Source organism: Microvirga aerophila (genome assembly GCF_003332305.1).
GTDB classification, from domain to species: domain Bacteria; phylum Pseudomonadota; class Alphaproteobacteria; order Rhizobiales; family Beijerinckiaceae; genus Microvirga; species Microvirga aerophila.
Genome location: NZ_QOIO01000014.1, coordinates 1 through 23,647 on the forward strand (window position 1 = coordinate 1; position 23,647 = coordinate 23,647).

The 23,647-nt window shown below is 62.6% G+C and carries 19 protein-coding genes; 6 read left to right on the forward strand and 13 right to left on the reverse strand.

Annotation, left to right across the window (positions count from 1 at the left end):
- Nucleotides 1-180 precede the first annotated feature (180 nt).
- Together DRB19_RS09550 and DRB19_RS09555 are read right to left on the reverse strand one after the other, a co-directional pair.
- A complete protein-coding gene (locus DRB19_RS09550; protein ID WP_114185815.1) occupies nt 181-612 on the reverse strand; it encodes a c-type cytochrome in 432 nt (143 codons plus the stop codon).
- Between the two features lie 209 nt (nt 613-821).
- Nucleotides 822-1,367, reverse strand: a complete 546-nt coding sequence (locus DRB19_RS09555) for a PilZ domain-containing protein (protein WP_114185816.1) — start codon at nt 1,365-1,367, stop codon at nt 822-824.
- A 329-nt stretch (nt 1,368-1,696) separates the two neighbouring features.
- On the opposite strand from DRB19_RS09555, the gene rimO reads away from it, so the two are divergent.
- Nucleotides 1,697-3,013 (forward strand): 30S ribosomal protein S12 methylthiotransferase RimO, encoded by a 1,317-nt coding sequence (gene rimO / locus DRB19_RS09560; protein ID WP_114185817.1) that lies wholly within the window; start codon nt 1,697-1,699, stop codon nt 3,011-3,013.
- Nucleotides 3,014-3,026: 13 nt separating this feature from the next.
- Here the strand turns inward: rimO and pncA are convergent, their stop codons facing one another.
- The 5 genes from pncA to DRB19_RS09585 all read right to left on the reverse strand — a co-directional run bounded on the left by pncA (nt 3,027) and on the right by DRB19_RS09585 (nt 8,488).
- Complete coding sequence (gene pncA / locus DRB19_RS09565) at nt 3,027-3,677, reverse strand: bifunctional nicotinamidase/pyrazinamidase (protein WP_114185818.1); 651 nt, start codon at nt 3,675-3,677, stop codon at nt 3,027-3,029.
- 116 nt (nt 3,678-3,793) lie between these two features.
- Nucleotides 3,794-4,870, reverse strand: a complete 1,077-nt coding sequence (locus tag DRB19_RS09570; RefSeq protein WP_114185819.1) for a BMP family ABC transporter substrate-binding protein — start codon at nt 4,868-4,870, stop codon at nt 3,794-3,796.
- Between the two features lie 90 nt (nt 4,871-4,960).
- Nucleotides 4,961-5,878, reverse strand: a complete 918-nt coding sequence (locus tag DRB19_RS09575; RefSeq protein ID WP_114185820.1) for an ABC transporter permease — start codon at nt 5,876-5,878, stop codon at nt 4,961-4,963.
- The gene (locus DRB19_RS09580) at nt 5,875-6,951 is read right to left on the reverse strand and encodes an ABC transporter permease (protein WP_114185821.1); all 1,077 of its coding nucleotides are present in this window, start codon (nt 6,949-6,951) and stop codon (nt 5,875-5,877) included. Before DRB19_RS09580 ends, DRB19_RS09575 begins: the two co-directional genes overlap by 4 nt.
- The gene (locus tag DRB19_RS09585) at nt 6,941-8,488 is read right to left on the reverse strand and encodes an ABC transporter ATP-binding protein (protein WP_245439367.1); all 1,548 of its coding nucleotides are present in this window, start codon (nt 8,486-8,488) and stop codon (nt 6,941-6,943) included. The genes DRB19_RS09580 and DRB19_RS09585 overlap by 11 nt, the downstream gene beginning before the upstream one ends.
- Before the next feature lie 168 nt (nt 8,489-8,656).
- Between DRB19_RS09585 and DRB19_RS09590 the strand changes: the two genes are divergently transcribed.
- Nucleotides 8,657-9,844, forward strand: a complete 1,188-nt coding sequence (locus DRB19_RS09590; protein WP_114185823.1) for a UbiH/UbiF family hydroxylase — start codon at nt 8,657-8,659, stop codon at nt 9,842-9,844.
- A 3-nt stretch (nt 9,845-9,847) separates the two neighbouring features.
- Here the strand turns inward: DRB19_RS09590 and DRB19_RS09595 are convergent, their stop codons facing one another.
- Nucleotides 9,848-10,816: an AEC family transporter gene (locus DRB19_RS09595; RefSeq protein ID WP_114185824.1), complete on the reverse strand. Its 969-nt coding sequence runs from the start codon at nt 10,814-10,816 to the stop codon at nt 9,848-9,850.
- 237 nt (nt 10,817-11,053) lie between these two features.
- Here DRB19_RS09595 and hspQ point away from each other — a divergent pair, with 237 nt between their 5' ends.
- The gene (gene hspQ, locus DRB19_RS09600) at nt 11,054-11,383 is read left to right on the forward strand and encodes a heat shock protein HspQ (RefSeq protein ID WP_114185825.1); all 330 of its coding nucleotides are present in this window, start codon (nt 11,054-11,056) and stop codon (nt 11,381-11,383) included.
- Nucleotides 11,384-11,439: 56 nt separating this feature from the next.
- Here the strand turns inward: hspQ and DRB19_RS09605 are convergent, their stop codons facing one another.
- Entirely contained in the window at nt 11,440-12,237 is a 798-nt protein-coding gene (locus tag DRB19_RS09605) for an invasion associated locus B family protein (protein ID WP_114185826.1), read from the reverse strand.
- Between the two features lie 217 nt (nt 12,238-12,454).
- On the opposite strand from DRB19_RS09605, the gene DRB19_RS09610 reads away from it, so the two are divergent.
- Together DRB19_RS09610 and DRB19_RS09615 are read left to right on the forward strand one after the other, a co-directional pair.
- On the forward strand, nt 12,455-14,266 hold the full coding sequence (locus DRB19_RS09610) for an extracellular solute-binding protein (protein ID WP_114185827.1): 1,812 nt from the start codon (nt 12,455-12,457) through the stop codon (nt 14,264-14,266).
- A gap of 129 nt (nt 14,267-14,395) precedes the next feature.
- On the forward strand, nt 14,396-14,740 hold the full coding sequence (locus tag DRB19_RS09615) for a hypothetical protein (protein ID WP_114185828.1): 345 nt from the start codon (nt 14,396-14,398) through the stop codon (nt 14,738-14,740).
- Here DRB19_RS09615 and DRB19_RS09620 read toward each other — a convergent pair.
- The 3 genes from DRB19_RS09620 to DRB19_RS09630 form a co-directional block, all read right to left on the reverse strand.
- Nucleotides 14,723-15,619, reverse strand: coding sequence for a serine hydrolase domain-containing protein (locus DRB19_RS09620; protein ID WP_114185829.1), 897 nt, complete (start codon nt 15,617-15,619; stop codon nt 14,723-14,725). The genes DRB19_RS09615 and DRB19_RS09620 overlap by 18 nt on opposite strands.
- A complete protein-coding gene (gene mfd / locus DRB19_RS09625) occupies nt 15,619-19,152 on the reverse strand; it encodes a transcription-repair coupling factor (protein WP_174800000.1) in 3,534 nt (1,177 codons plus the stop codon). Before mfd ends, DRB19_RS09620 begins: the two co-directional genes overlap by 1 nt.
- An 80-nt stretch (nt 19,153-19,232) precedes the next feature.
- Nucleotides 19,233-19,529: an FAD assembly factor SdhE gene (locus DRB19_RS09630; protein ID WP_114185831.1), complete on the reverse strand. Its 297-nt coding sequence runs from the start codon at nt 19,527-19,529 to the stop codon at nt 19,233-19,235.
- Between the two features lie 89 nt (nt 19,530-19,618).
- Between DRB19_RS09630 and recG the strand changes: the two genes are divergently transcribed.
- Nucleotides 19,619-21,736: an ATP-dependent DNA helicase RecG gene (gene recG, locus DRB19_RS09635; RefSeq protein WP_114185832.1), complete on the forward strand. Its 2,118-nt coding sequence runs from the start codon at nt 19,619-19,621 to the stop codon at nt 21,734-21,736.
- 6 nt (nt 21,737-21,742) lie between these two features.
- Here recG and glmS read toward each other — a convergent pair whose 3' ends face one another.
- Entirely contained in the window at nt 21,743-23,569 is a 1,827-nt protein-coding gene (gene glmS / locus DRB19_RS09640; protein WP_114185833.1) for a glutamine--fructose-6-phosphate transaminase (isomerizing), read from the reverse strand.
- Nucleotides 23,570-23,647: the final 78 nt, after the last annotated feature.

Genomic DNA, 23,647 nt, shown 5'->3' on the forward strand with positions numbered 1-23,647 from the left:
AACTTCAAGTTCGGCACGTACTAAGACGTCTGGCTTGCGCCAGTGCAAAGGCCCGGGGCAACCCGGGCCTTTTTGTTAGGCGGCGACTGCGGTGGCGGCAAAGGCCGGCACCCGTGCGGCAAAATCATCAAGCCATCCCACCAGCCCAGGATAGCTCAAACGCCTGCTCGCGACTAAAAGTCAGCTTTGCTTCTGCCTGAACTTGTTGTGGCACGCGCCGCAATTCTGAAGGATCTTCGGAGCCTCGGCCTTGAAGGTCGCCTCGTCTTTGATCGACGCAAGAGCGGCCTGGACATCACTGTTCATCTTGACCGCAAGCGCATCGAATTCCGCCTTGTTTTCCCACACGGCCGGCAGAGCCGCGGTTTTGCCGGACTTGGAGTTCTCCGGAAAAAGATGCGGCAGCTCCTTGGCGTTTGAGTAGGTACGCAGGGCCCCCTGCACTTTCGCCAAGTCGAATGGCGCCTCGCCACGCAACATGCCGGAGGTTGTTCGGGTCGCTGAACCGAACTGCTTCATCAGGTCCTGCCGTTGCTCGATGACGTTGGCCTGAGCGATGGCGGCGGAAACGCCGAGCGCTAAGATCCCAGCGGCGACAATCGTACGCATCATGAAAGCTTTCTCCTTGGGGTTGATGGCAGGCTTGATGTGCCTGCACCCATGGACGTTCCCCAGAGGAAAAAGTGCCAGATCAGGGGGTAAATGCCTAGCTTGCCTGATGGCTCAAAAGAGGTACCGGCATGCGCCCTGCATGCGGGATATCAGCGTCACATCAAGCTCGCTGCTGAACTCACGTTCGAAAACTTTACAAGCCACGGGACCTAGAAAGCGCTACGACGGGCGGTCCGGCGTCTACGCTCCCAGCCACAGCGCCCTACCTGGACCGACGCCCTCGCGGGCTTCGCATTGACCAGCATCCGCTCTTCCGTCATCGCGGACAGCCCATTTGTCCGCGGCCAATGACCCAGCAGGCGCGGTTCAGGCGGACCCGCAATCATCCTATTCGAGCGGATGAGAACCGGGAACGAGGTGGCGTCGGCGTCAAGAACTGGAGCGGGTTCGGCTTGCACATCGACGACGTCGTCGATCCCGAAGGACACACCGGCGAAGTTTCCTGGGCGCCAGCGAAGCCGGGCTGGATAGACCCGGAGATCATGGGCACAGACGAACAACTCGAATGTTTCCGGCAAAGCCACGTGCCCTCGGATCGCAATCTTCGCGCCTCCGGGCGAGATATCCCTGACCTCGCAATGGATCATGGTATCTGCCCCAATGACGATCTTTGCCTGTTGAAGCACGCGAAGACGGCGCGCCCTGCGCAGGTTCAGTCTTTCGGTGCCAGGAGCCTTGGGTCCAACCGGAGTCATGCGGATACCCGATGAGGTGGGTTAATAGAAGCTTAACTATTAATCACGTGACAATTTATTCCTCAAGCCGGTTCAACCGGCAATCCACTGTGTCGCGACCCTGCAAGCTGGCTTTTTCGAGTTAGTTTGTGATATTGCGCTGCCGACCGGTCGACCGACGCTTGAAGACGGCAGAGCGAACCGCCCAGCTAAGTCGACCAAATTGTTGCAGGATAACGGCCGTTGCGGACCAAGCCCGGATGGGCCCCTCCTCTGCCGTCCGAAGGCCGACGTTGCCCCGGGCGGGGCTTTTCGGCTGTTAGTCAAGTTTTTGAGAATGGATTTTGCGGATGAATGCTCCCGCGCCCAAAGTCTCGTTTGTGTCCCTGGGCTGCCCAAAGGCCCTGGTCGATTCCGAGCGCATCATCACGCAGCTGCGTGCTCAAGGTTATGAGCTGACCAAGAAGCATGACGGGGCCGATGTGGTCATCGTCAACACCTGCGGCTTCGTGGACAGCGCGAAGGCTGAATCGCTCGACGCGATCGGCGAGGCCATGGCCGAAAACGGCAAGGTCATCGTTACCGGCTGCATGGGCGCGGAGCCGGAACAGATTCGAGATCGCTTTCCCAACGTTCTGGCGATCACGGGGCCACAGCAATACGAGACGGTGGTCTCCGCGGTTCACGAGGCTGTCCCACCGGCCCATGATCCCTTCCTCGATCTCGTGCCGCCGCACGGCGTGAAGCTGACGCCGCGGCACTATGCTTACCTCAAGATCTCCGAGGGATGCAGCAACCGCTGCTCGTTCTGCATCATCCCGAAACTCCGCGGCGATCTCGTCAGCCGTCCGGTCGGCGATGTGCTGCGCGAGGCCGAGAAGCTCGCGAAAGCCGGCGTGAAGGAGTTGCTGGTCATTTCCCAAGATACCAGCGCCTACGGCCTCGACGTAAAATACCAGCCCAGCCTTTGGAAAGATCGGGAGGTCCGCACCCGCTTCTTCGATCTCGCCAAGGAACTTGGCGACCTCGGGATGTGGGTCCGCATGCATTATGTCTACCCCTACCCTCACGTGGACGAGGTCATCCCGCTCATGGCCGAGGGCAAGATCCTGCCGTACCTGGACATCCCGTTCCAGCACGCCGCCCCCAGCGTGTTGAAAGCGATGCGTCGCCCAGCGCACCAGGAGAAGACCCTGGATCGGATCCGTAAGTGGCGGGAAATCTGCCCCGACCTGGCGGTCCGTTCGACCTTCATCGTCGGCTTCCCGGGTGAGACCGAGGAGGATGTTAACTTCCTGATGGACTGGCTGAAGGAAGCCAAGCTCGATCGTGTCGGCTGCTTCCGCTACGAGCCCGTGCAGGGCGCGCCTGCCAACGAGGTCGGCAATCCGGTTCCGCCCGAAGCCAAGGACGAGCGTTGGCACCGTTTCATGAAGACGCAACGAGATGTGAGTGTGAAGCTTCTCAAGGCCAAGGTCGGCAAGCGTCTTCCGGTCATCATCGATGAGTCGGGTGCAACGGTCGCCAAGGGCCGCACCAAATATGATGCCCCCGAGATCGACGGTGTCGTCTATGTGGCCTCACGCCGTCCCCTGCGGGCGGGCGATATCGTGAACGTCAAGATCGAGCGTTCCGACGAGTACGATCTGCACGGGGTGGCTGTCTAAGGCCACCCTCACTTCAAATCCCGGCGAGTTGGGGACTGCTGATCCTGGCAACGCCGGCAGCGTTCAGGTCTTGCCGCGCGCGTGCAAGCGATCCGCCGTTGTCGATGGCCCGTGAGGCATCCTCGACCAGGTAGGTTTCGAAACCGGCGGCCTTCGCGTCGATGGCTGTCCAGGCGACGCAGAAATCGAGCGCGAGGCCGGTGCAGAAGACCCGCCTAAATCCCCGCTCGCGCAAATATCCGGCCAGACCCGTCGACGTTTTCCGGTCCGCCCCGACGAAGCCGGAATAGCTGTCGATACCGGGGTTGTAGCCCTTGCGAATGACGAGCTGCGCGTGAGGTATATGGAGGTCGCGCGAAATCTCAGCGCCTTGGGTTCCCTGCACGCAATGGTCCGGCCAAAGGATCTGCGGTCCGTAGTCCAGCTTGGTCTGCTCAAACGGCTTTTTACCGGCGTGGGCCGACGCAAACGACGCGTGGCCGGCCGGGTGCCAGTCCTGTGTCAGCACAACATGGCGAAAGACCCGCGCCAAACGGTTGATGGGTTCGATGACCGCATCACCCTCCGGCACCGCGAGAGCGCCTCCCGGCAGGAAATCGTACTGAACGTCAGTGACGATAAGGATGTCGGTCTCGTCCGGAGTAACGGCAATCGGCTCTGTCATTCACTCAGTCACCCATCATCGATTTGCTGCTCGAATAGCTTCAGGATTTGTGGCTTCAAGACAATAAAAAAGCAGCCGATCACTCGGCTGCCTTCCTGAAACTTCGGACGCACCGCTTATTGCGGCAGCTTGTCGTCGATGCCCTTCACGTAGAAGTTCATACCGAGAACCTGCTCGTCCGAGAGCGCGCCATTGCCCTTGCACTCGACCTGGGAGCCATCCTGCTTCGCGATCGGGCACTTGAACGGGTTGAGCTTGCCGGACTTGATGGCGGCCTCGGTTTCCTCGGCCATCTTCTTCACGTCGTCGGGCATGTTCTTGTAAGGAGACATAACGACCATGCCGGAGTCTATGCCACCCCAGACGTCCTGGGACTTCCAATTGCCATCGAGAACGGCCTTCGTGCGATCGACATAATACTTCGACCAATCGTCGACGATGGCCGTCAGCTGCGCCTTCGGGGCGAAGCGCTCCATGTCGGAGGCCTGGCCGAAGCCGAACTTGCCACGGGCTTCCGCCGCTTGGATTGGAGCCGGGCTGTCCGTGTGTTGGGCGATGATGTCGACGCCTTGGTCGAGGAGAGCCTTGGCGGCGTCCGCTTCCTTGGCCGGGTCGTACCAGGAATTCGCCCAGACTACCTTGATCTTGATGTTCGGGTTCACCGACTGGGCGCCCAGGAAGTAGGAGTTGATGCCGGCCACCACTTCCGGGATCGGGAAGGCGCCCACATAGCCGATGGTGCCGGATTTCGACATCTTGCCGGCGATCTGGCCGATGATGTAGCGGCCCTCGTGGAACTTGGCCGCATAGGTCGAAAGGTTCGGAGCGCGCTTGAAGCCGGTGGCGTGCTCGAACTTGATGTTGGGGTACTTCTTGGCGACCTTGAGGGTCGGCTCCATGAAGCCGAACGAGGTGGTGAAGATCAGGCCATGCCCGGTCCGGGCGAGCTGCTCGATGGCGCGTTCGGAATCGGCCTCCGGCACGCTCTCCACATAGGTGGTCTCGACCTTGTCGCCGAACGCCTTCTCGATGGCCTTGCGGCCCACGTCATGCTGGTAGCTCCAGCCGTGGTCGCCCACCGGGCCCACATAGATAAAGCCAACCTTCAACTTCTGTTGAGCGGCTGCACCGCCAGCCGACAACGCCAGGGCCGCAGCCCCCGCCAAAATGCCGATGAGACTCCGAGAAACCATGTCTGCTCCCTAGGGTTACTTTCCGATCATCCGTTGCAGGTTCCTGCGCTCCTGGCAACGGGGGCTCCGCTCACAATATCACCACTGTGCCTATCGGTCAGGCACGAAAGGCATGCCCAGCGATCCTGGAGCACCGATAGCCCGGCCGCGACGGATCGAAAGAGCCAGCAGAGCGAGGATTGTCGCCAGATAGGGCACCGCTGAAAGAACCTGGGACGGGACCCCGAACTGAGCCGCCTGGGCGTGAAGCTGCAGCACGGTCGCTGCCCCGAAAATGTAGGCTCCGACCAAGGCCCAGCCCGGCCGCCAGGCCGCAAAGACGACCAGTGCCAGCGCGATCCATCCGCGTCCCGCAGTCATGCCCGGCGACCAGAAGCGAGTGTACACAAGGGCCAGATAGGCTCCGGCCAATCCGGAACAGGCTCCCCCGAAGAGAATGGCCAGGAAACGAATGCGCCAGACCGGCAGCCCGAGGCCGTGCGCCGAAGTATGGTTTTCGCCGACGGAGCGAAGCATAAGCCCGGAGCGGGTTCGGGTAAGGTAGAAGGCCACGAGGACCGTGAGGGCGATCGACCCGTAGACGAACAGATCCTGCTCAAAAAACAGGCGACCGATGAGGGGCATGTCGCTCAAGCCGGGAACGTCGACCACCGCGATAGGGTCGCGGCGCGATCCTACGAAGGGCGCTCCGATCAGTCCCGCCAGGCCAAGGCCCAGGATGGTCAGGGCAAGTCCCGATCCCACTTGGTTCGCCGCAAAGCCGAGCACTACAAGAGCGAACAGCGCGGACATGAGCGCTCCGGCCAGGATGCCGGCCGCTACTCCAAGCAACGTGGAATCGAAGGTGACGGCGGCCGCGAAGCTGCAAGCCGCGCCCATGGCCATCATGCCTTCGACGCCAAGGTTCAGGACCCCGGAGCGTTCAGTCACCAATTCGCCCATGGCGGCAATGAGAAGCGGTGTGGATGCCGTGACGATGGTCAGCAGGATGGCTTCGAACGTGGTCACTTGGCCACTCCCCGGCTGATGAGACGAACGCGGTAGCTCACCAACGCATCGGCTGCGAGCACGCAAAGCAGAAGAATGCCCTGGAAGGCCTGGGTGAGGTCGAGAGGCAGTTTCAGCATGATCTGGGCGCTCTCGCCGCCGATGAAGGTCAACGCCACCACCAAAGCGGCCACCAGGATCCCAATGGGATTCAAGCGTCCCAGGAACGCGACGGTGATCGCCGTAAAGCCATAGCCGGGGGAGATTGACGGCTGAAGTTGGCCGATCTGGCCCGAGACTTCAGCAATCCCGGCAAGGCCTGCGAGTCCGCCCGAAATTGCGAAGACGGCAAGCGTCGTGGCCTTCGTGCTGAAGCCCGCGAATCGGGCGGCGCGGGGCGCATCGCCGGTCAGGCGTAGGCGGTAACCAAACAGCGTGCGCCCCAGAACCACGGCGGTGACCAGTACGGCGACAGCGGCGAAAACCGCGCCGTAATGGACGCGGCCTGCTTCCAGGACCGGCGGCAGAGTGGCAGACGGATCGAAGGTCACAGATTGCGGAAAGTTGAAGCCCTTCGGATCGCGCCAAGGCCCGCGGACCAGATAATCGAGCGTCAACTGCGCCACGTAGACCAGCATGAGGCTGGTCAGGATCTCGTTGACGCCGAAGCGGGTTTTCAGGAAGGCAGGAATGAGCCCATAGAGCGCGCCCCCTAAAATCCCAAGGAGCAGCATGACCGGCAATACCCAGAAGCCGGCCTCGGTCCCATGGGTCTTCAACGCAAGCCAACTGCCGAGCACAGCGCCGACCACATACTGGCCTTCTGCCCCGATGTTCCAGAAATTGGCCCGGAAACAATAGGCGAGGCCGATGGCGATCAGCGCGAGCGGCGTGGCCTTCACCAGGAGCTCCTGCAATGCCCAGGGATCGCTCAACGGTTGGCTGACATAGACCTGGAAGGCTGCAACGGGTGAGCGACCCATCAGCCAGATGACGAGACCGGCGATCAGAAAAGCCGTTATGAAGGCCGCGACCGGCGCAAGAGCGCGGACGACCGGCGAGACGCTGGCCCGCGGCGTCAACTCAAAGCGCATGAACCGTCCCTTGAGTTTGTGCAACGCCAAGCATTTCGAGGCCAATCGCTTCCTTGGTCCATTCGTTGATCGGCTTGAGAGAGCTGAGGCGGCCGTGGTGAATGACCGCCATCCGGTCCGCCACTTCGAACAGCTCGTCGAGATCCTGGCTGATGACCACGACGGCGCTTCCCTCGCCCGCAAGATCAACCAGGGCCTGACGGATCAGGCGCGCGGCTCCCGCATCGACGCCCCAGGTCGGCTGATCGACGATGAGGAGCTTCGGCTTGCGGATGATCTCGCGTCCGATCACGAATTTCTGGAGATTGCCGCCGGAAAGCTTGCGGGCCTGCGGGTCGGTCTCCGGGGTGCGGACGTCGAAGGTCTTGACGATCGAGCGGGCGAGGCGCTTTGCAGCGCTCAAAACAATGAATCCGGTCCGGCTGACCTCGGTCGTCGCGTGGGAAATGAGGGTGTTTTCACTCAGGCGATGCGTCGGCGCGGCCGCATGCCCCAGCCGCTCCTCCGGTACGAAAGCCGCGCCGAGCCTGCGGCGATCGTCGACCCCCGCGCTCCCGCACGCCTTGCCTGAAATTATCACCGCTCCTGCCTGATCCGACAGACGTTCACCCGACAGGGCGGCGAACAACTCCGTCTGGCCGTTTCCCGCAACCCCCGCAATGCCGACGATCTCGCCTGCCCGGGCGACGAGATTGATGTCGGCGAGGGCTTGGCCATGGAGGCTGCCGGGCGCCATCGAGAGATGCTCGACCCGCAGCATTTCTCCCTTGGTTCCTTGACGCGCGCTGGTGCGGACCTCACCGACCTCGTTGCCGACCATGAGGGCGGCGATTTCGCGGGCGCTGCTCTCCCGAGGATCGATGGTCGCCACGACCCGGCCGCCTCTCAGGATCGTGGCGTTGCGGCAGAGCCGCCGAACCTCTTCGAGCTTGTGGGAGATATAGAGGATCGAGCAGCCATCCGCCGACAGCTTGTTGAGGGTGATGAACAGGTGCTCGGCCTCCTGCGGCGTCAGGACGGAGGTTGGCTCGTCAAGGATGAGCAGCCTCGGATTCTGGAGGAGGCAGCGAACGATTTCGATGCGCTGCCGCTCCCCAGCCGAAAGAGTCCAGACCGCCCGGTCCGGTTCCAGGGCAAGACCGTAAGCATGACTGATCTCGCCGAGCCTGCTCCTGACGGTTGAAAGGGTCCATTCATCCGAGAGGGCGACGGCGATGTTCTCGGCAACCGTCAGCTCATCGAAGAGGGAGAAGTGCTGGAACACCATGCCGATGCCGAGCGCCCTCGCCTCGACCGGAGACGCGATGGAGACAGGCCGGCCTTCCCACAGGATTTCCCCCGCGGTTGGCTCGATGACTCCATAGAGAATCTTCACCAGGGTCGACTTGCCGGCGCCATTCTCGCCCAGCAGGGCGTGGATCTCGCCGGGCGCGATCGTCAGATCGATGCCGTCATTCGCAAGAAGTTCGCCATAGCGCTTGCTGATCCCTTTCAGCTCGACGAGGGGCGGTCCCGATGATGAAACGTCTGGCTTCACGCACTGCGCTCTGACTAAAAGGGTTGAAAACAGCTCTCGCGACAGAGCCGTGGGTGACAGCCCTTGCGAACGATCATAGGGATGGGCTGCACCGGTCGGCAATGCCGAATGCATCGTTTATTGTGAGTCTGCAACCGCTTCGCAACTTTAAGGCCGCGAGGGAACCCTTTGACCGAAGAGACCTATGACGTTGCAATCGTGGGAGCCGGCGCGGTCGGATTGAGCGCTGCCCTCGCCTTCGCCCGCGACGGGCTCAAGACAGCGCTCGTCGGCAGTCTTGATACGCGCCGGGACGGGCGCACCGTCGCGCTTCTCGACGGCTCGGTTCGGTTTCTGGAGGCGCTCGAGGTCTGGCCGGCAGTGAAGGTGGAAGCCACGCCGTTGGAGACCCTGAGGATCATCGATGACACGGGCAGCCTCTTCCGGCCGCCCCCGGTCGCATTCAGGGCCAGCGAAATCGGTCTCGACGCGTTCGGCTGGAATGTCGAGAATGCCACGTTGGTCGAGAAGCTGGCGCAGGCGGCCGGGGGCCATGACCGTCTGACCGTTCTGTCGGCGCAGGCCGTGGGATTTCAAGCCACCGACAGCGCCGCCGTCTTGCATCTCGAGGGGCAGCCCGACGTGAGGGGCCGTCTTGTCGTGGCGGCGGACGGCCGGAGATCTAAGCTGCGCGAGATCGCCCGCATCGATGCGAAAAACTGGTCCTACCCTCAATCGGCCGTAACGGCGATTCTATCGCACGATCGCGATCACCGGGACGCCTCGACGGAATTTCATACGCGGCACGGCCCTTTCACCCTGGTTCCCCTGCCCGGCCAGCGGTCGAGCCTCGTGTGGGTGACGAGTTCGGAGGACGCGCAGCGCCTCGCCTCCCTCGATGATGCCGCCTTTGCCCTGGCTATCGAGCGGCAGGCGCAGTCTCTCCTTGGCGGCATGCGCATAGAAGGGCCGCGTGGATTGGTGCCCATGACCGGAATGTCTGTCTCTCGCTATTGGTCCTCCCGCCTCGCTCTCGTGGGCGAGGCGGCCCACGTGTTTCCGCCGATCGGGGCTCAAGGCCTCAATCTGGGCTTCCGCGACGTTGCGGCCCTGCGGGATGAGGTCATGGACGCAGACAACGATCCGGGAGCGGATCTTGTCCTGCGCCGGTACCAGGGCGGCCGGGACCTCGACGTTCGCCTGCGGACGGCCGCCGTCGATAGCTTGAACCGGACCCTGCTGACGGGCCTGCTCCCTGCGGATCTTCTGCGGGGGGCCGGGCTGTTGGCCATCAGCAATATCGGGCCGCTGCGCCGGGCGATCATGCGGGAGGGCGTCCTTCCACGCATCGGAGCGCCCCGCCTCATGCAGGGCTAGGTTTCAAGGAAAAAGATCGAACGGCAGAGCGCTGGTTTGAATGAAGTAGAGCAGCGCGGTCAGGGTGAGCATCGACGCCACGGTTCCGATCAAAACGCATGCGGAAGCGCGCTCCACGCCGACATTGTACTGCGTCGAGATGACGAAAATGTTCAACGCTGGCGGCAGGGCGGCCATAACGATCGCCGCATAGGTCCATGTTTCGCCGAAGTCCCCGATAGCCGACAGCAGAACCCAGGCGATCACGGGATGAAGCATCAGCTTGATGATGACGAGAACCGGCACCTCTCTCGGGATCCGAAGGAGCGGTCGCATGGCGACCGTGACGCCGAGGATGAAGAGCGCGCAGGGGGCAGCCGCTCCCGACAGCCATGTGACGATTTGGTTGGGTGCGGATGGCAGTTCGACATGGAGATAGCTCGCCGTTACGGCCAAGGCAGTCGCGATGTTGAACGGGTGCGTGACAACCCGCCAAACAATCTTTCTGATCGTGGCCCCAAGGCTCAGCTTCTCGACGCCGGACACGGACATCAGGAGCGGCACGAGGGAAAATAGAAGAAGCGTATCAAAGACGAAAATCAGGATAACCGGAGGTGTTGCCGCCTCGCCCAAAGCCGCGAGGATCAGTGGAGGCCCCATGTAGCCGACGTTGGAATACGAGCCGGCAACTCCCTGCATGACCGATTGGCCAAGATCCTTAGTGAATTTCCATCCGGCCGTAAGCGAAAGCACGAACGCCGAAAATGTCGCCAAGGTCGTGGCTGTCACGAAGGACCAGTTCGTCAGCTGGTCGAGAGGCTTGTCGGCGATGAGCCGGTAAAACAGGCAAGGCAGCGCCACATAGATGATGAAAAACTGCATCCAGGCGAGGCCTGCTTCCGGCTGCTTCACCACTTTTCCGCAGAAGAAACCAAGTCCAATCAAGCCGAAAAAGGGGGCGAGCAGATTGAAAAGCCCGATCAGTTCGGACATCGCGGGCTCCGGTGGGCGCAAACGTGGAAATTGCTTCTGACAAGGTTCGCTTCGGGCGGCAATCCCATGCTGGGGCAGGCCCGTAGTCCGAAAACGCAACCCTACCCCAACGGCAGGGGTAGTCCGCCTTGTTCAGGGTTCGGAAAGCCTGGAGAGTCTATTCTCTCCTTTGTGACGTCGCCTGGTTTGGACATTCCAGCCTGCATCTCTATATTGCAGATCAAGGAGTTAAGACCAATGAAAGCGAGTTCAGCAAAATTCGCGATCGGCCAAGTGGTGCGGCATCGGCTCTTTGATTTTCGAGGGCTGATTTTCGATGTCGATCCCGAGTTCGACAACACCGAAGAATGGTGGCTTTCGATCCCTGAGGATATCAGGCCTCAAAAGGACCAGCCTTTCTACCATCTCTTCGCCGAAAACGCGGAAACCGAATACATTGCCTATGTTTCCGAGCAAAACCTGCTGCCGGATCATTCCGAAGAACCTCTGCGCAATCCGATGATCGAAGAAATGTTCATCCGGGATCAGAACGGAATTTATCGGGCCCATCCAATTCTCGCCAACTGAGCAAATAAAAACGCCGGGCCAAAGACCCGGCGTTTTTATGTTTTGGAAGACCGGCCTTACGGCTTCGGGGCTGCGGGAGCCGCCGCGCCTGGGGCAGGAGCCGCGCCGCCGCTCTGTCCGAGCTGCTTGCGAAGCTCTTCGCTGCGCTTCTCCAGCTCTTCCTGCAGCTTCTTCTGCTGCTCTTCCAGAACCTTCGGGTCGATCGCCGGGCCGTCGAAAGCCTTGCCGAAACCGGCCGCCGGGACTGCGAAGGTGACTTCGCGGCCAGCCTGATTCTGCACGCTGACGTTCAGGTTGGTGCCCTTCTTGAGAGCGGCGACGAAGTCGTCCTTCACCTGTGCCTCGGCAAAGCAGCCGTTGGGGAAGCAAACCGCATAGCGGCCGGGCGTCGGCTGACCCTGGTCGACCGTGAAGCGGATGCCGGGCTGCAGGAGCAGGCCGAGCGGCATCAGGAAGCGGACGATCTTCTGCGCCTGCTGGCCCTTAACATCATAGAGGGCGACGGCGAGGACCGGCTGGCCCTGGTCCGACACGAAGTCGCGGGTCGTGTAGCAGATTTCGGCGTTCGTGCCTTGGTCCTTGCCACAGACTTTCGTCCATTCTGGCTGAGAAGGCTCGGCCTTGACCTGTACGATCATCGGGCCCGAACCCTGCTGCGGCGCCTGGGCCGGCTGTCCGGGAGCAGGAGCCGCGGGAGCTGCAGGAGCCGCCGGACGCTGGGCCGGAGCGGCGGGACGGGCGGGAGTCTGTGCAGGCGCGGTCTGCGCCAGAACGGGCGCGCTCACGAACAGGGCGATGGCTGTCGCCAGACCGCAGGTTCCCCCCAGGCTCGCGAGGCGGGTCGCGAATGACATGTGTTAGTTCCTCTTCAGTCGAAAGGTCAGTTTTTGAATTGGCCGTTTAGCTCGGCGTGGTTCATACCTTGTAGGCAGTGGTGAATCTTTGCCAATTGAGGCGAAGACGTGACGTTTCGCGCTCCTTTAACCTTTCACGCAGTAGGTTTCCAGTCGCTCAAGCGAAATTTCTTTATGATATTCAGTGCCAAAAGCGCCTGAGAAGGCCAGGAGAGTCATGGGCCCTAAGCTCGCCCGATACGTTCAACTTATTGCTATCGCAGCGGTCGCGGCCCTTTCGTTGCAGTCCCCGGCACGGGCCGAGAGCGCGCGACATGGCATTGCCATGCACGGAGAGCCGGAGCTTGAGCCGGGGTTCGACCACCTGCCTTACGTGAATCCTGAAGCTCCCAAGGGCGGGCGAATCGTTCTGGCGCTCCAGGGGTCGTTCGACAGCCTGAATCCGCTGGTTGTCATCGGGGTCGCGCCGGATGCTGTTCCCCGATATGTCCTCCAGAGCCTGATGATGCGTTCGGCCGACGAGCCGTTCACCGTCTACGGGCTGATCGCCCGCTCCGCTGAAATGCCCGATGACCGGAGTTCCATCACGTTCAACCTCGATCCCCGGGCCCGGTTTTCGGATGGGAAGCCTGTGACGGCGGAGGACGTGCGCTTCACCTTCGAGGTCTTGAGACAGCACGGGAAACCCTTTCACCGGTCGAGCTTCGGGCAGGTGAAGGCTGTCGAGGTATCGGACCCGCACCGTATCCGTTTCGATCTCTCCGGATCCAATGACCGCGAACTGCCGCTGATCATCGCGACGATGCCGATTCTCGCGGCCCACGCGACCAATGCCGACACGTTCGAGCGCACGAGCCTGAAGCCGCCCATCGGCTCGGGTCCCTATGCGATCACGGAAGTCAGGCCTGGAGAACGCATCGTTCTCACCCGCAGGGAGGATTTCTGGGGGAAGGACCTCCCAGTTACCCGCGGCCTCTTCAACTTCGACGAGATTCGTTACGATTTTTACCGCGACGCCAATACCTTATTCGAGGCGTTTAAAGCGGGGCTTTATGATTTCAGGCTGGAGGGCGATCCGGGCCGCTGGGCCACCGGATACGACATTCCGTCTGTGAGGAGCGGCCGCATCATGCGCGAGACCGTACCGATCCGATTGCCGAAGGGCATGAACGGCTTCGTGTTCAACACCCGCCGAACACTCTTCGCGGATGTGCGGGTGCGGGAAGCCCTCGGTTTCATGTTCGACTTCGATTGGGTGAATCGAAACCTCTTCTTCGGTTTGTTGCAACGCTCCGACAGCTATTTCGCAGGCTCTGAACTGTCCTCTGCGGGGCGTCCAGCAAATGATCGGGAGCGGGCTCTCTTGAGTTCCTTCCCGGATGCGGTGCGGAAGGACATTCTTGAGGGCCAATGGTCACCCTCCTCCACCGACGGTTCAGGTCGGGACCGGGAGGTGGCGCGGCACGCCCTTTCCCGCCTTGCCGAGGCAGGCTGGGTGATCGAGAATGACGTCCTGCGCAAACAGGAATCCGGCGAGCCGTTCGCGTTCGAGATGCTGGTTAATTCCCGCCAACAGGAGCGGCTGGCCTTGAACTACTCCCAATCCCTGAAGCGGATTGGAATTCAGGCCCGGGTTCGTCTGGTGGATGATGTGCAATACTGGCGTCGGGCCGCCCAGTTCGACTTCGACATGCTGCAATGGTTCTGGCCCGCCTCCCCATCGCCCGGTAACGAACAGCGGAATCGCTGGGGATCGGTGGCGGCCCAGAGAAGCGGGTCCCTCAACTACTCCGGCGCGGCCTCACCCGCCATTGACCGGATGATTGATGCCCTGCTGGAGGCGAAAAGCCGCGAGGATTTCGTCTCGACGGTTCGCGCCCTCGACCGGGTACTCCTTTCAGGCTTCTACGCAGTTCCTTTATTTTATTTGCCGGATCAATGGCTTGCCTACGCAGGCGGCCTCCAAGGGCCCGCCTCTGCGCCTCTTTTCGGAACGAACGTTGATCTTTGGTGGCGTCAGCGCCCCTGAGGCGAAATTCTGACACAAAGCCAAGCCAATTGTTGAGCTTGTGTTCATCTTGGGGGTGAAACAAAAGCCTCCTACAAGCGTTAGTGTGCACGTCCCAACATACCGTTAAGTTTTTCGCAAGGGTTCGCCATGACAGGTTTCCAGCACGTTCTCGTTGTCGATAACGGTGAGCGCGCGCCCGAGAGTGCTCTTTCGGCTGAACTTGCTGGTATGGGATACGCGAGCGTGACCGCCCCGTTCGAGGCGACGGACGAGGTGCTCGCCTTGATGCCAAATCCTGTCGCAGTCGTGTTGCAACTGCCCCGCCACGCCGATTGGGCCGAGCGCCGGCGCTTCCTTGATCTTGCGAGCCGGCTCAGGAAGTCTCTCTCGCCGGCCAATGTGCCGGTCATCGTCACCGGGGGGCTCAGTGGCGCGGCCACCATGCTGCAGAACGAGCTTGGGGTTCGGCCCGTCTCAGCCCCCGAGTGCTGAAACCCTGCTGCCTGACCGCCGGAAAGCGTTCTCCTCAGTTCTGGACCGATCCTCGTTTGGCGCGAAGAAGGCTACCGTCCTCGGCGGCCTAGCCTTTGGCGCGTGATAAACGGCAATCGTACTTCCGGGGCCGCCGCCCGTATGGCCAAGAACCTCTTCCGCGAAGGAGGTTTCGCCGATCATAAGCCCTAATCCGTAGCCGGGGACAATCCAGGGCCGTTCTGGAACCAGGCCTGGCAAGACGTGAGGGCGTCGCATCTCGGCGAGAAGATCGGGCGGCAGCAAACCGGGCCGCATGAGGTGATCGAGCAGCCTTGCTGCATCCCCCACCGATCCCACCATGGGACCATGGTAGACCCACCCGGGATCGTAGGTCTTCGCCCGGCCCATGACGACCTGATCGAGGTCCGACGGGCTCTCGGCGATTCTGGGACCCATAATTCCCAAAGGAGCGAGGACGAGGCTGCGCAGGGCCGAATCGAGGCTCTCCCCCGTCAGCGTCTCGATCAGCTGCCTGACGAACAGATACCCGAGATTGGAATAATCCCACCCCCCGCCTGCTGTGTAGCGAAGCCGTCCGGCTTCGAGCCGTTGCAGGAGAAAGGGGACGGGCCAAGGCTTTTCGTCCCTTGCGACGGCGTCGTGATAAGCCGCGAACCCGCCATAATTGACCAGCCCGGACCGGTGCTGGAGCAGTTGGCGCAATGTGAAGGGCTGGCGCGGCAAGGGCGCATCCAGCTCGGTCACCTGGTCCTGAACCAGAACCAGTGCCGCTGCCGCCAGCACCGTCTTGGTAAAACTCCACCAGGGGACGAGTTCGCCTGCATCGTGGCTCTCGATCACAACGCTGGATTCGACGACGGCCCAGGCGTCTCCCATCAGGCGGCCTTCTTCTCCGCGATGCGAACGAGATTGCGCAGGATCGTGGTCGAGGTCTTGATCCGCTCGTCGGGCGATTCGACTTCCCGGATGAAGACGATCTTCATGTCGGGCCGCACCTTCGCGAAAGAAGCCTGCTCCGCCACATAAGACACGAGCCCCGTCGGATTGGCGAAGGCATTGTCGCGGAACGATACGATGATGCCCTTGGGTCCGGCGTCCACCTTCTCCACATTGGCACGGCGGCACAGCACCTTGATCGCCATGATCTTGAGGAGCTGGCCGACCTCGGACGGCAGCGGCCCGAACCTGTCGATCATTTCCGCCCCGAAGGCGTCGATCTCGGCGTCGGTCTCCAGGGTCGAGAGGCGTCGATAGAGGCCGAGGCGCAGCTGCAGGTCGGACACGTAGGATTCCGGGATCATCACTGGTGCGCCGACCTGGATGGTGGGCGACCACTGATCCTCCGCCGGCTCCTCGATGCCCGCTTTGAGTTGGGCGACGGCCTCTTCCAGCATCTGCTGATAGAGCTCGTACCCGACCTCCTTGATATGGCCGGACTGCTCCTCGCCCAGAAGGTTGCCCGCGCCGCGGATGTCGAGGTCGTGTGAGGCGAGCTGGAAGCCAGCCCCCAAGGTGTCCAGGGTCTGAAGCACTTTGAGGCGACGCTCGGCCTGCACCGTCAGGGACTTGTTGGCCGGCACGGAGAACAGCGCATAGGCACGTGTTTTCGAGCGCCCGACCCGCCCGCGCAGCTGGTAGAGCTGCGAGAGGCCGAACATATCGGCCCGGTGGACGATCAGGGTGTTGGCGGTGGGGATATCGAGGCCGGACTCCACGATGGTCGTAGACAGAAGAATGTCGTACTTGCCCTCGTAGAACGCCGTCATGACGTCCTCAAGCTGGCCCGCCGCCATCTGTCCGTGGGCGACAGCAACCTTCGCCTCTGGCACTTCCCGGTCGAGGAAGGCTTTGACGTCCGCCAGGTCGTCGAGGCGCGGCACCACGTAGAACGCCTGCCCGCTCCGGTAGCGCTCGCGCAGAAGCGCCTCGCGGATGAGGAGCGGATCGAACGGCGTGATGAACGTTCTGACCGCCAGCCGGTCCACGGGCGGCGTGGTGATCAGGGAAAGCTCGCGCACCCCGGTCAGGGCGAGCTGCAGGGTGCGCGGGATGGGCGTGGCCGAGAGGGTGAGCACATGCACCTCGGCGCGAAGCTCCTTCAGGCGCTCCTTGTGGCTGACGCCGAAATGCTGCTCCTCGTCCACGATGATGAGGCCGAGATCCTTGAAATTGATGGACTTGCCAAGCAGCGCATGGGTTCCCACCACAATATCGACGGACCCGTCGGCCAGGCCCTCCTTGGTCTTCTTCATCTCGGCGGCCGGCACGAAGCGGGACGCCTGGGCGATGTTGAGCGGCAGGCCACGGAAACGGTCGCAGAAGGTCTTGTGGTGCTGGCGGGCGAGCAGCGTGGTCGGTACAACGACCGCTACCTGCTTGCCGTTCATTGCGGACACGAAGGCGGCCCGCAGGGCAACCTCGGTCTTGCCGAAGCCCACGTCCCCGCAAACGAGGCGGTCCATGGGACGGCCCGTCGCGAGATCGTCCAGAACCGCGTCGATGGCGGTCTGCTGGTCTTCGGTCTCGTCATAGGGAAAGCGGGCCGCGAACTCGTCGTAGAGCCCTTCCGGCGGGGTGAGGCGGGGCGCGTCCTTCAGGATTCGGGCCGCCGCGATCTTCATGAGCGCACCCGCCATCTCGCGGATGCGCTGCTTCATGCGGGCCTTGCGGGCCTGCCAGCCGCCTCCGCCCAGCTTGTCGAGCTGAACTTCGCTTTCCTCGGACCCATATCGGGTCAGGAGTTCGATGTTCTCAACCGGCAGGAACAGGCGGTCCCCACCGGCATAGTGAAGCTCCAGGCAATCATGCGGAGCGCCGGCCGCCTCGATGGTCTTGAGGCCTTCGAACCGGCCGATGCCGTGGTCCACGTGCACCACGAGGTCGCCGGGCGTGAGCGCCGCAACCTCAGTCAGGAAGTCCTGCGGCCGCTTCGACTTGCGCTTCTGGCGCACCAGCCGGTCCCCCAGGATGTCCTGCTCGCTGATGACCGCGAGGTCGCCTGTCTCGAAACCGGATTCGAGTGGCCAGATTCCCACGGGAACCTCGTTCCGCGGATAGGCCATAGCGTCGGAAAAGCGGGCAATCGGCTTGGTCTGCCTCAGGTCGTGGTCGTGCAGAACATGGCAGAGACGCTCCCGCGACCCATCCGACCAGGCGCCGAGGACGACGCGGCGGCCGGAGGCCTGGAGGTCACGGATATGACGGATAACCGCCTCGAACACATTGGCGTTCTCGTCGGCCCGCTCGGCGATGAAGTTCCGGCCCTGGCGGACACCACAATCGACGACCGGACGTCCTTCAGATTCCGGGACAGCGAAGGGCGTGAGGCGCGCAAGCGGAAGGGACGCCGCCCGCTCGGCCCATTCCTCCGGCTTGAAATAGAGCGCTTCCGGCGGCAGCGGTCGGTATGGCGCGACGCCTGGCTGGTTCTGCCCAAGGCCTTTGTGCCGGGCGTCGAAATAGTCCTGAACCTGGGAAAGGCGCTCGGCCGCTGCGTCGTCAGCGAGGGAGTCAAAAACAACCGGGATGCCCGGCACATAGTCGAACAGCGTATCGAGATGATCATGGAACAGCGGCAGCCAGTGCTCGAGGCCCGGGTAGCGCCGCCCCTCGCTGATCGCCTCATAGAGCCGGTCGTCGCGCTTCGGCGCACCGAAGGCCGCCACATAGGTCTGGCGGAAGCGCTTGATGCTTTCCGTCGTGAGCTGAACCTCGCTCATGGGCACGAGATCGAGGGAGCGCAGGGTGCCGACGGTGCGCTGGGTTTCCGGATCGAAGGAGCGGATCGACTCAAGAGCGTCGCCGAAGAAATCGAGCCTGACCGGGTTCGGCAGTCCCGCGGGATAGAGGTCGATGATGCCGCCGCGAACCGCGTACTCGCCGGTGTCCCGAACCGTGCCGGTGCGCAGGAAGCCATTGGTCTCAAGCCAGTTGATCAACAACGTGGTGTCGACCACGTTGCCGGGCGCGGCTGAAAACGTCTCGGCTGCGATCTTGGAGCGGGGCGGCACCCTCTGAACGAGGGCGTTCACCGTGGTCGAGAGGATCCTCGGCTTGTCCTCGGAGGTCTTCGATCGGGCAAGCCGCGCCAGGGTCGTCATGCGCTGAGCCGTGATCGCGGCATTGGGCGATACCCGGTCATAGGGCTGACAGTCCCAAGCCGGGAACGGCAGGATCTCGATTTCCGGCGCGATGAACCCGAGGCTGTTGGCGAAGTTCTGTTGCCGCTGCCCGTCCCGGGCCACATGCACCAGGACCGCAGGTCCCTCCACCAGACCCGACAACCCGCGGGCGAGGTCCGCGACCGCGAGCGCGTCGAACCCATCCGGAACGCTGGAAAGCGTCAGGTTCTGGCCCTTCTTGAGAGCATCCAGGGCGCGGTTCAAAGCGGGCTTCAATGCAGATTTCATAACGATTTGTCGGATCAATGGAATGAAACGTCGGCCGCATGGCCCGGTTCGACCGGCACAATACGGAAGTGGCGATCGTGTCAGGTATGGATGGGCGAGGTGTGGGTATGAAACCCCTTCAGGCGCCGGAACAGATCGGTGTCATAATTTTCCGGCGTGGCGATTTCACCCGTAATCCAGCCGAGCAGATCTCGGTCCTGAACCTCGATCAGCCGTTCGAACTCTGTGAGATCTTCCTCCGACAGGTCGCCGATCGCCGCATCCGCGAAGCGGCCCATGATGAGGTCCATCTCGCGCATACCCCTGTGCCAGGCGCGGAAGAGGATCTGGCGTCTGCGGACGTCGAGGCCGGCGCTGGTGCGCGTTGTACCGCTCATGAAGATTCTCCATTTGTTCAGGAATGGCGTCGCCTCAAGGCGGCTTGGCCGCTATATAGCCATCTCAACCTGACTTGCCACCCATCACAATGTCATTGCGCCCTTCCATTCTCGATCCGCTTTTCGCTCCAGCCTCCACCTTGCCCGGGGTCGGACCCAAGATCGCGCCTCTCCTGGACCGCCTCGTCGGCGAGCCGGGGAGGCCAACCCGCGTCATGGACCTCCTGTTCCATCTGCCGAGCGGAGGGATCGCCCGCGAGATAAAAGGCTCCATCGCCGATGCCCCGATCGGCGAGCCGGTCACCCTCTCGGTGACAGTCGCCGCTCACCGCCCCCCGCCTCTCGGCCGACGTGCGCCCTATCGGATTCTCGTCGAGGATGAGACCGGCGACGTCGTGCTGGTGTTCTTCAACGGTCAGAGGGCTCGGCTTGAAAAGCTGCTGCCAGTGGGGGAGCGGCGCTATGTCTCCGGCAAGATCGAGTTGTGGGATACCACCCGCCAGATGGTCCATCCCGACCGGATCCTCGATGACAAGGGAATCGAGAGCCTGCCGGCCGTCGAGGCGGTCTATGGCCTGACGGAAGGGCTCTCGTCCCGGATGGTCGGGCGCTATGTGGGGGCGGCCCTTGAGCGGGTGCCGTCCATGCCGGAATGGCAGGATAGCGCCTGGCTTGATCGGAATGCTCTGCCGCCCTTCGATCAGGCCCTCGCGGCGATCCACAAGCCCGGAAGCGCCTCCCAGCTCTCCGAGGAGGCGCTCGCTAAGTCGCCGGCGAGAAAACGTCTTGCCTATGATGAACTGCTCGCCTCCCAGCTTGCCCTCGCGCTCGTCAGAAGCCGCATGCGCCGCCTGCCTGGCAGAGTGAATGCCGGAGATGGTCATCTTGTCGAGAAGCTGCAGCAGGCCCTGCCCTTCGGGCTGACCGCCTCGCAGACGCAGGCCGTCGAGGACATCCGCCACGATCTCGTGGCTGACAAGAAGATGCTGCGCCTCCTCCAGGGCGACGTGGGATCCGGCAAGACCGTGGTGGGGCTGCTCGCCATGGCGAGCGCCATCGAGGCGGGACGTCAGGCGGCCCTGATGGCCCCCACTGAAATCCTGGCCCGCCAGCACTATGAGCGCATTGCTCCGCTCGCCGAACAGGCGGGCTTGTCCATTTCCCTCCTCACCGGCCGCGACAAGGGATCGGCCCGAAAAGCGGTTTTGGCAGGCCTTGCGGATGGCAGCGTTCACATCGCCGTCGGCACCCACGCCCTGTTCCAAGAGGGCGTCGCATTCCAGGACCTTGGGATCGCCGTCGTCGACGAGCAGCATCGCTTCGGGGTGCACCAGCGCCTTGCCCTCGGGTCGAAGGGTGAAGCAGTGGATATCCTCGTCATGACCGCGACCCCAATTCCCCGCACCCTCGCCCTCACCTATTTCGGCGACATGGACGTGTCGGTTTTGAGCGAGAAACCTGCGGGTCGTAAGCCCATTGCCACGAAGCTGATCTCGATCGAGCGGCTCGACGAAGTGGTCGGAGCCATGGGGCGCGCCATCGCCAACGGCGATCAGGTCTATTGGGTGTGTCCGCTCGTGGGGGAATCCGAGACCATCGACCTTGCCGCCGCCGAGGAGCGCCACGAACAGCTGAAGAGCGTCTTTGGCGGCGTGGTCGGGCTCGTCCACGGCAAGATGGCCGGGCGCGATAAGGACGCCGCCATGGAGCGGTTTTCCCGTGGCGAAACGAAGATCCTCGTATCGACCACCGTCATCGAGGTCGGCGTGGATGTGCCGAACGCCACCATCATGGTGATCGAACATGCGGAGCGGTTCGGCTTGGCCCAGTTGCACCAACTCCGAGGGCGCGTGGGACGCGGCTCGCGCTCGTCCACATGTCTGCTTGTCTTTAAGGGCCCGCTCGGCCAGACCGCCCAGGCGCGGCTGGAGATGATGCGCCAGACCGAAGACGGATTCCGCATTGCCGAGGAAGACCTGCGCCTCCGCGGAGAGGGCGAGGTTCTGGGCACTCGGCAGTCTGGCCTGCCGGGCTTCAAACTCGCCCGCCTGGAAGTGGACGGCGATCTACTGGCCGCAGCACGGGACGACGCGCGCCTGATCGTGGACCGAGACCCGGACCTCACAAGCGAGCGCGGCGAGGCGCTTCGCGTGCTGCTCTACATGTTCGAACGCGACTCCGCGATCCGGCTGCTTCGGGCAGGTTAACGCCCGTCACTCCACGGTGACGGACTTCGCCAAGTTGCGGGGCTGGTCCACGTCTTTGCCCATGAAAACGGCGGTGTGGTAGGCGAGGAGCTGGATCGGGATCGAATGGACGATGGGCGCGACGATGGGATGCGCCGCTGGCATAACGATGGTCGCCATCGTGTCGAGACCGGTGTCCAGAGCCCCCTTCTCGTCCGTGATGAGAATGATCCGCCCGCCTCGCGCTGCTACTTCCTGCATGTTCGAGACGGTCTTCTCGAAAACCGCGTCATGGGGCGCGATGACGATGACCGGCATGGTCTCGTCGATGAGGGCGATGGGTCCGTGCTTCAGCTCGCCGGCCGCGTAGCCCTCCGCGTGGATATAGGAGATTTCCTTGAGCTTCAGCGCCCCTTCTAGGGCCAGCGGATAGGAGGTTCCGCGGCCGAGATAGAGCACGTCCTTCGCTTTTGAGAGCTCACGAGCGAGCACCTCGATCTGGTGTTCGCGCTTGATGGCTTCGCTCATCAGACCCGGTACGCCGATCAGCGCATCCACCAACTCCTTCTCGTCCTCGGCGCTCAACGTGCCACGGGCCCTGCCCGCCGCAATGGCGAGGGACAGCAGGACGGCAAGCTGGCACGTGAACGCTTTCGTGGAAGCCACACCAACTTCGACCCCCGCAAGGGTCGACGCCACAACGGCGCTCTCACGGGCCATGGTAGAAGTCGGCACGTTCACCACCGAGACGGTGTGCTGCTGCTCGGACGTGGCATAGCGCAGAGAGGCCAGCGTGTCGGCGGTCTCGCCGGACTGCGACACGAACAGCGCAAGGCTTCCCGGCTCAAGGGGCGCTTCCCGGTAACGGAATTCGGACGCGACATCGATCTCGACCGGGATTCGCGCAAGACGTTCGAACCAGTATTTCGAAATAAGCCCTGCCAGATATGCCGTTCCGCAAGCGGAGATCGACAGGCGTTTAAGATCCTTGAAATCGAACGGCAGGTCGAATGGGAGCGCGACCCGGCCGGCGCTGAAATCCACGTAATGCGCCAGGGTGCGGCCGACAACCTCGGGCTGCTCGTGGATTTCCTTGGCCATGAAGTGGCGGTGGTTGCCCTTGTCCGCCATGAACGACCCCGTGACGATCTTGTGGCGGGGCCGCCGCACGCTTTGCCCAGACTCGTCGCGGATATCCACGCCGGTGCGGTGCAGGATCGCCCAGTCGCCGTCCTCCAGATAGGTGATGTCATCCGTAAAGGGCGCGAGAGCGAGAGCATCTGATCCGAGATACATCTCGCCATCGCCGAACCCGAGGGCCAACGGAGCCCCATGGCGCGCGCCGATCAGCAGGTCGTCCTCACCCGAGAACAGGAACCCGAGAGCGAACGCGCCGCGCAGGCGCGGCAAGGTGACCGCAATCGCCTCGATGGGCGGACGGCCCTGCCGCATCTCGTAGGTGACGAGCTGGGCGACCACCTCTGTGTCGGTTTCGGTTTCGAACTTGATGCCCTTGGCCTCGAGGCCGGTCTTCAGTTCACGGAAGTTCTCGATGATGCCGTTATGGACGACCGCGAGCTTTTCGGTCGCATGCGGATGGGCGTTGGTTTCATTGGGTTTGCCGTGGGTGGCCCAGCGGGTGTGTCCGATACCGATTGCGCCCGACAAAGGAGCCTGCGACAGCTTTGTCTCAAGGTTGCGAAGCTTGCCCTCCGCCCGGCGGCGGTCGAGATGGCCGTTTTCCAGCGTTGCGACCCCAGCGGAATCGTACCCTCGGTATTCAAGCCGCCGGAGGGCCTCGACGATTTGCGGAGCGACCGATGTCTTGCCAATGATTCCAACGATTCCGCACATGTGCGAGACGCCCCAATCCTTCAAAAACTGCTAAGTTTCAGCCCTGCTACAGATGCGGCAAGGACTTCTCAAATCAAG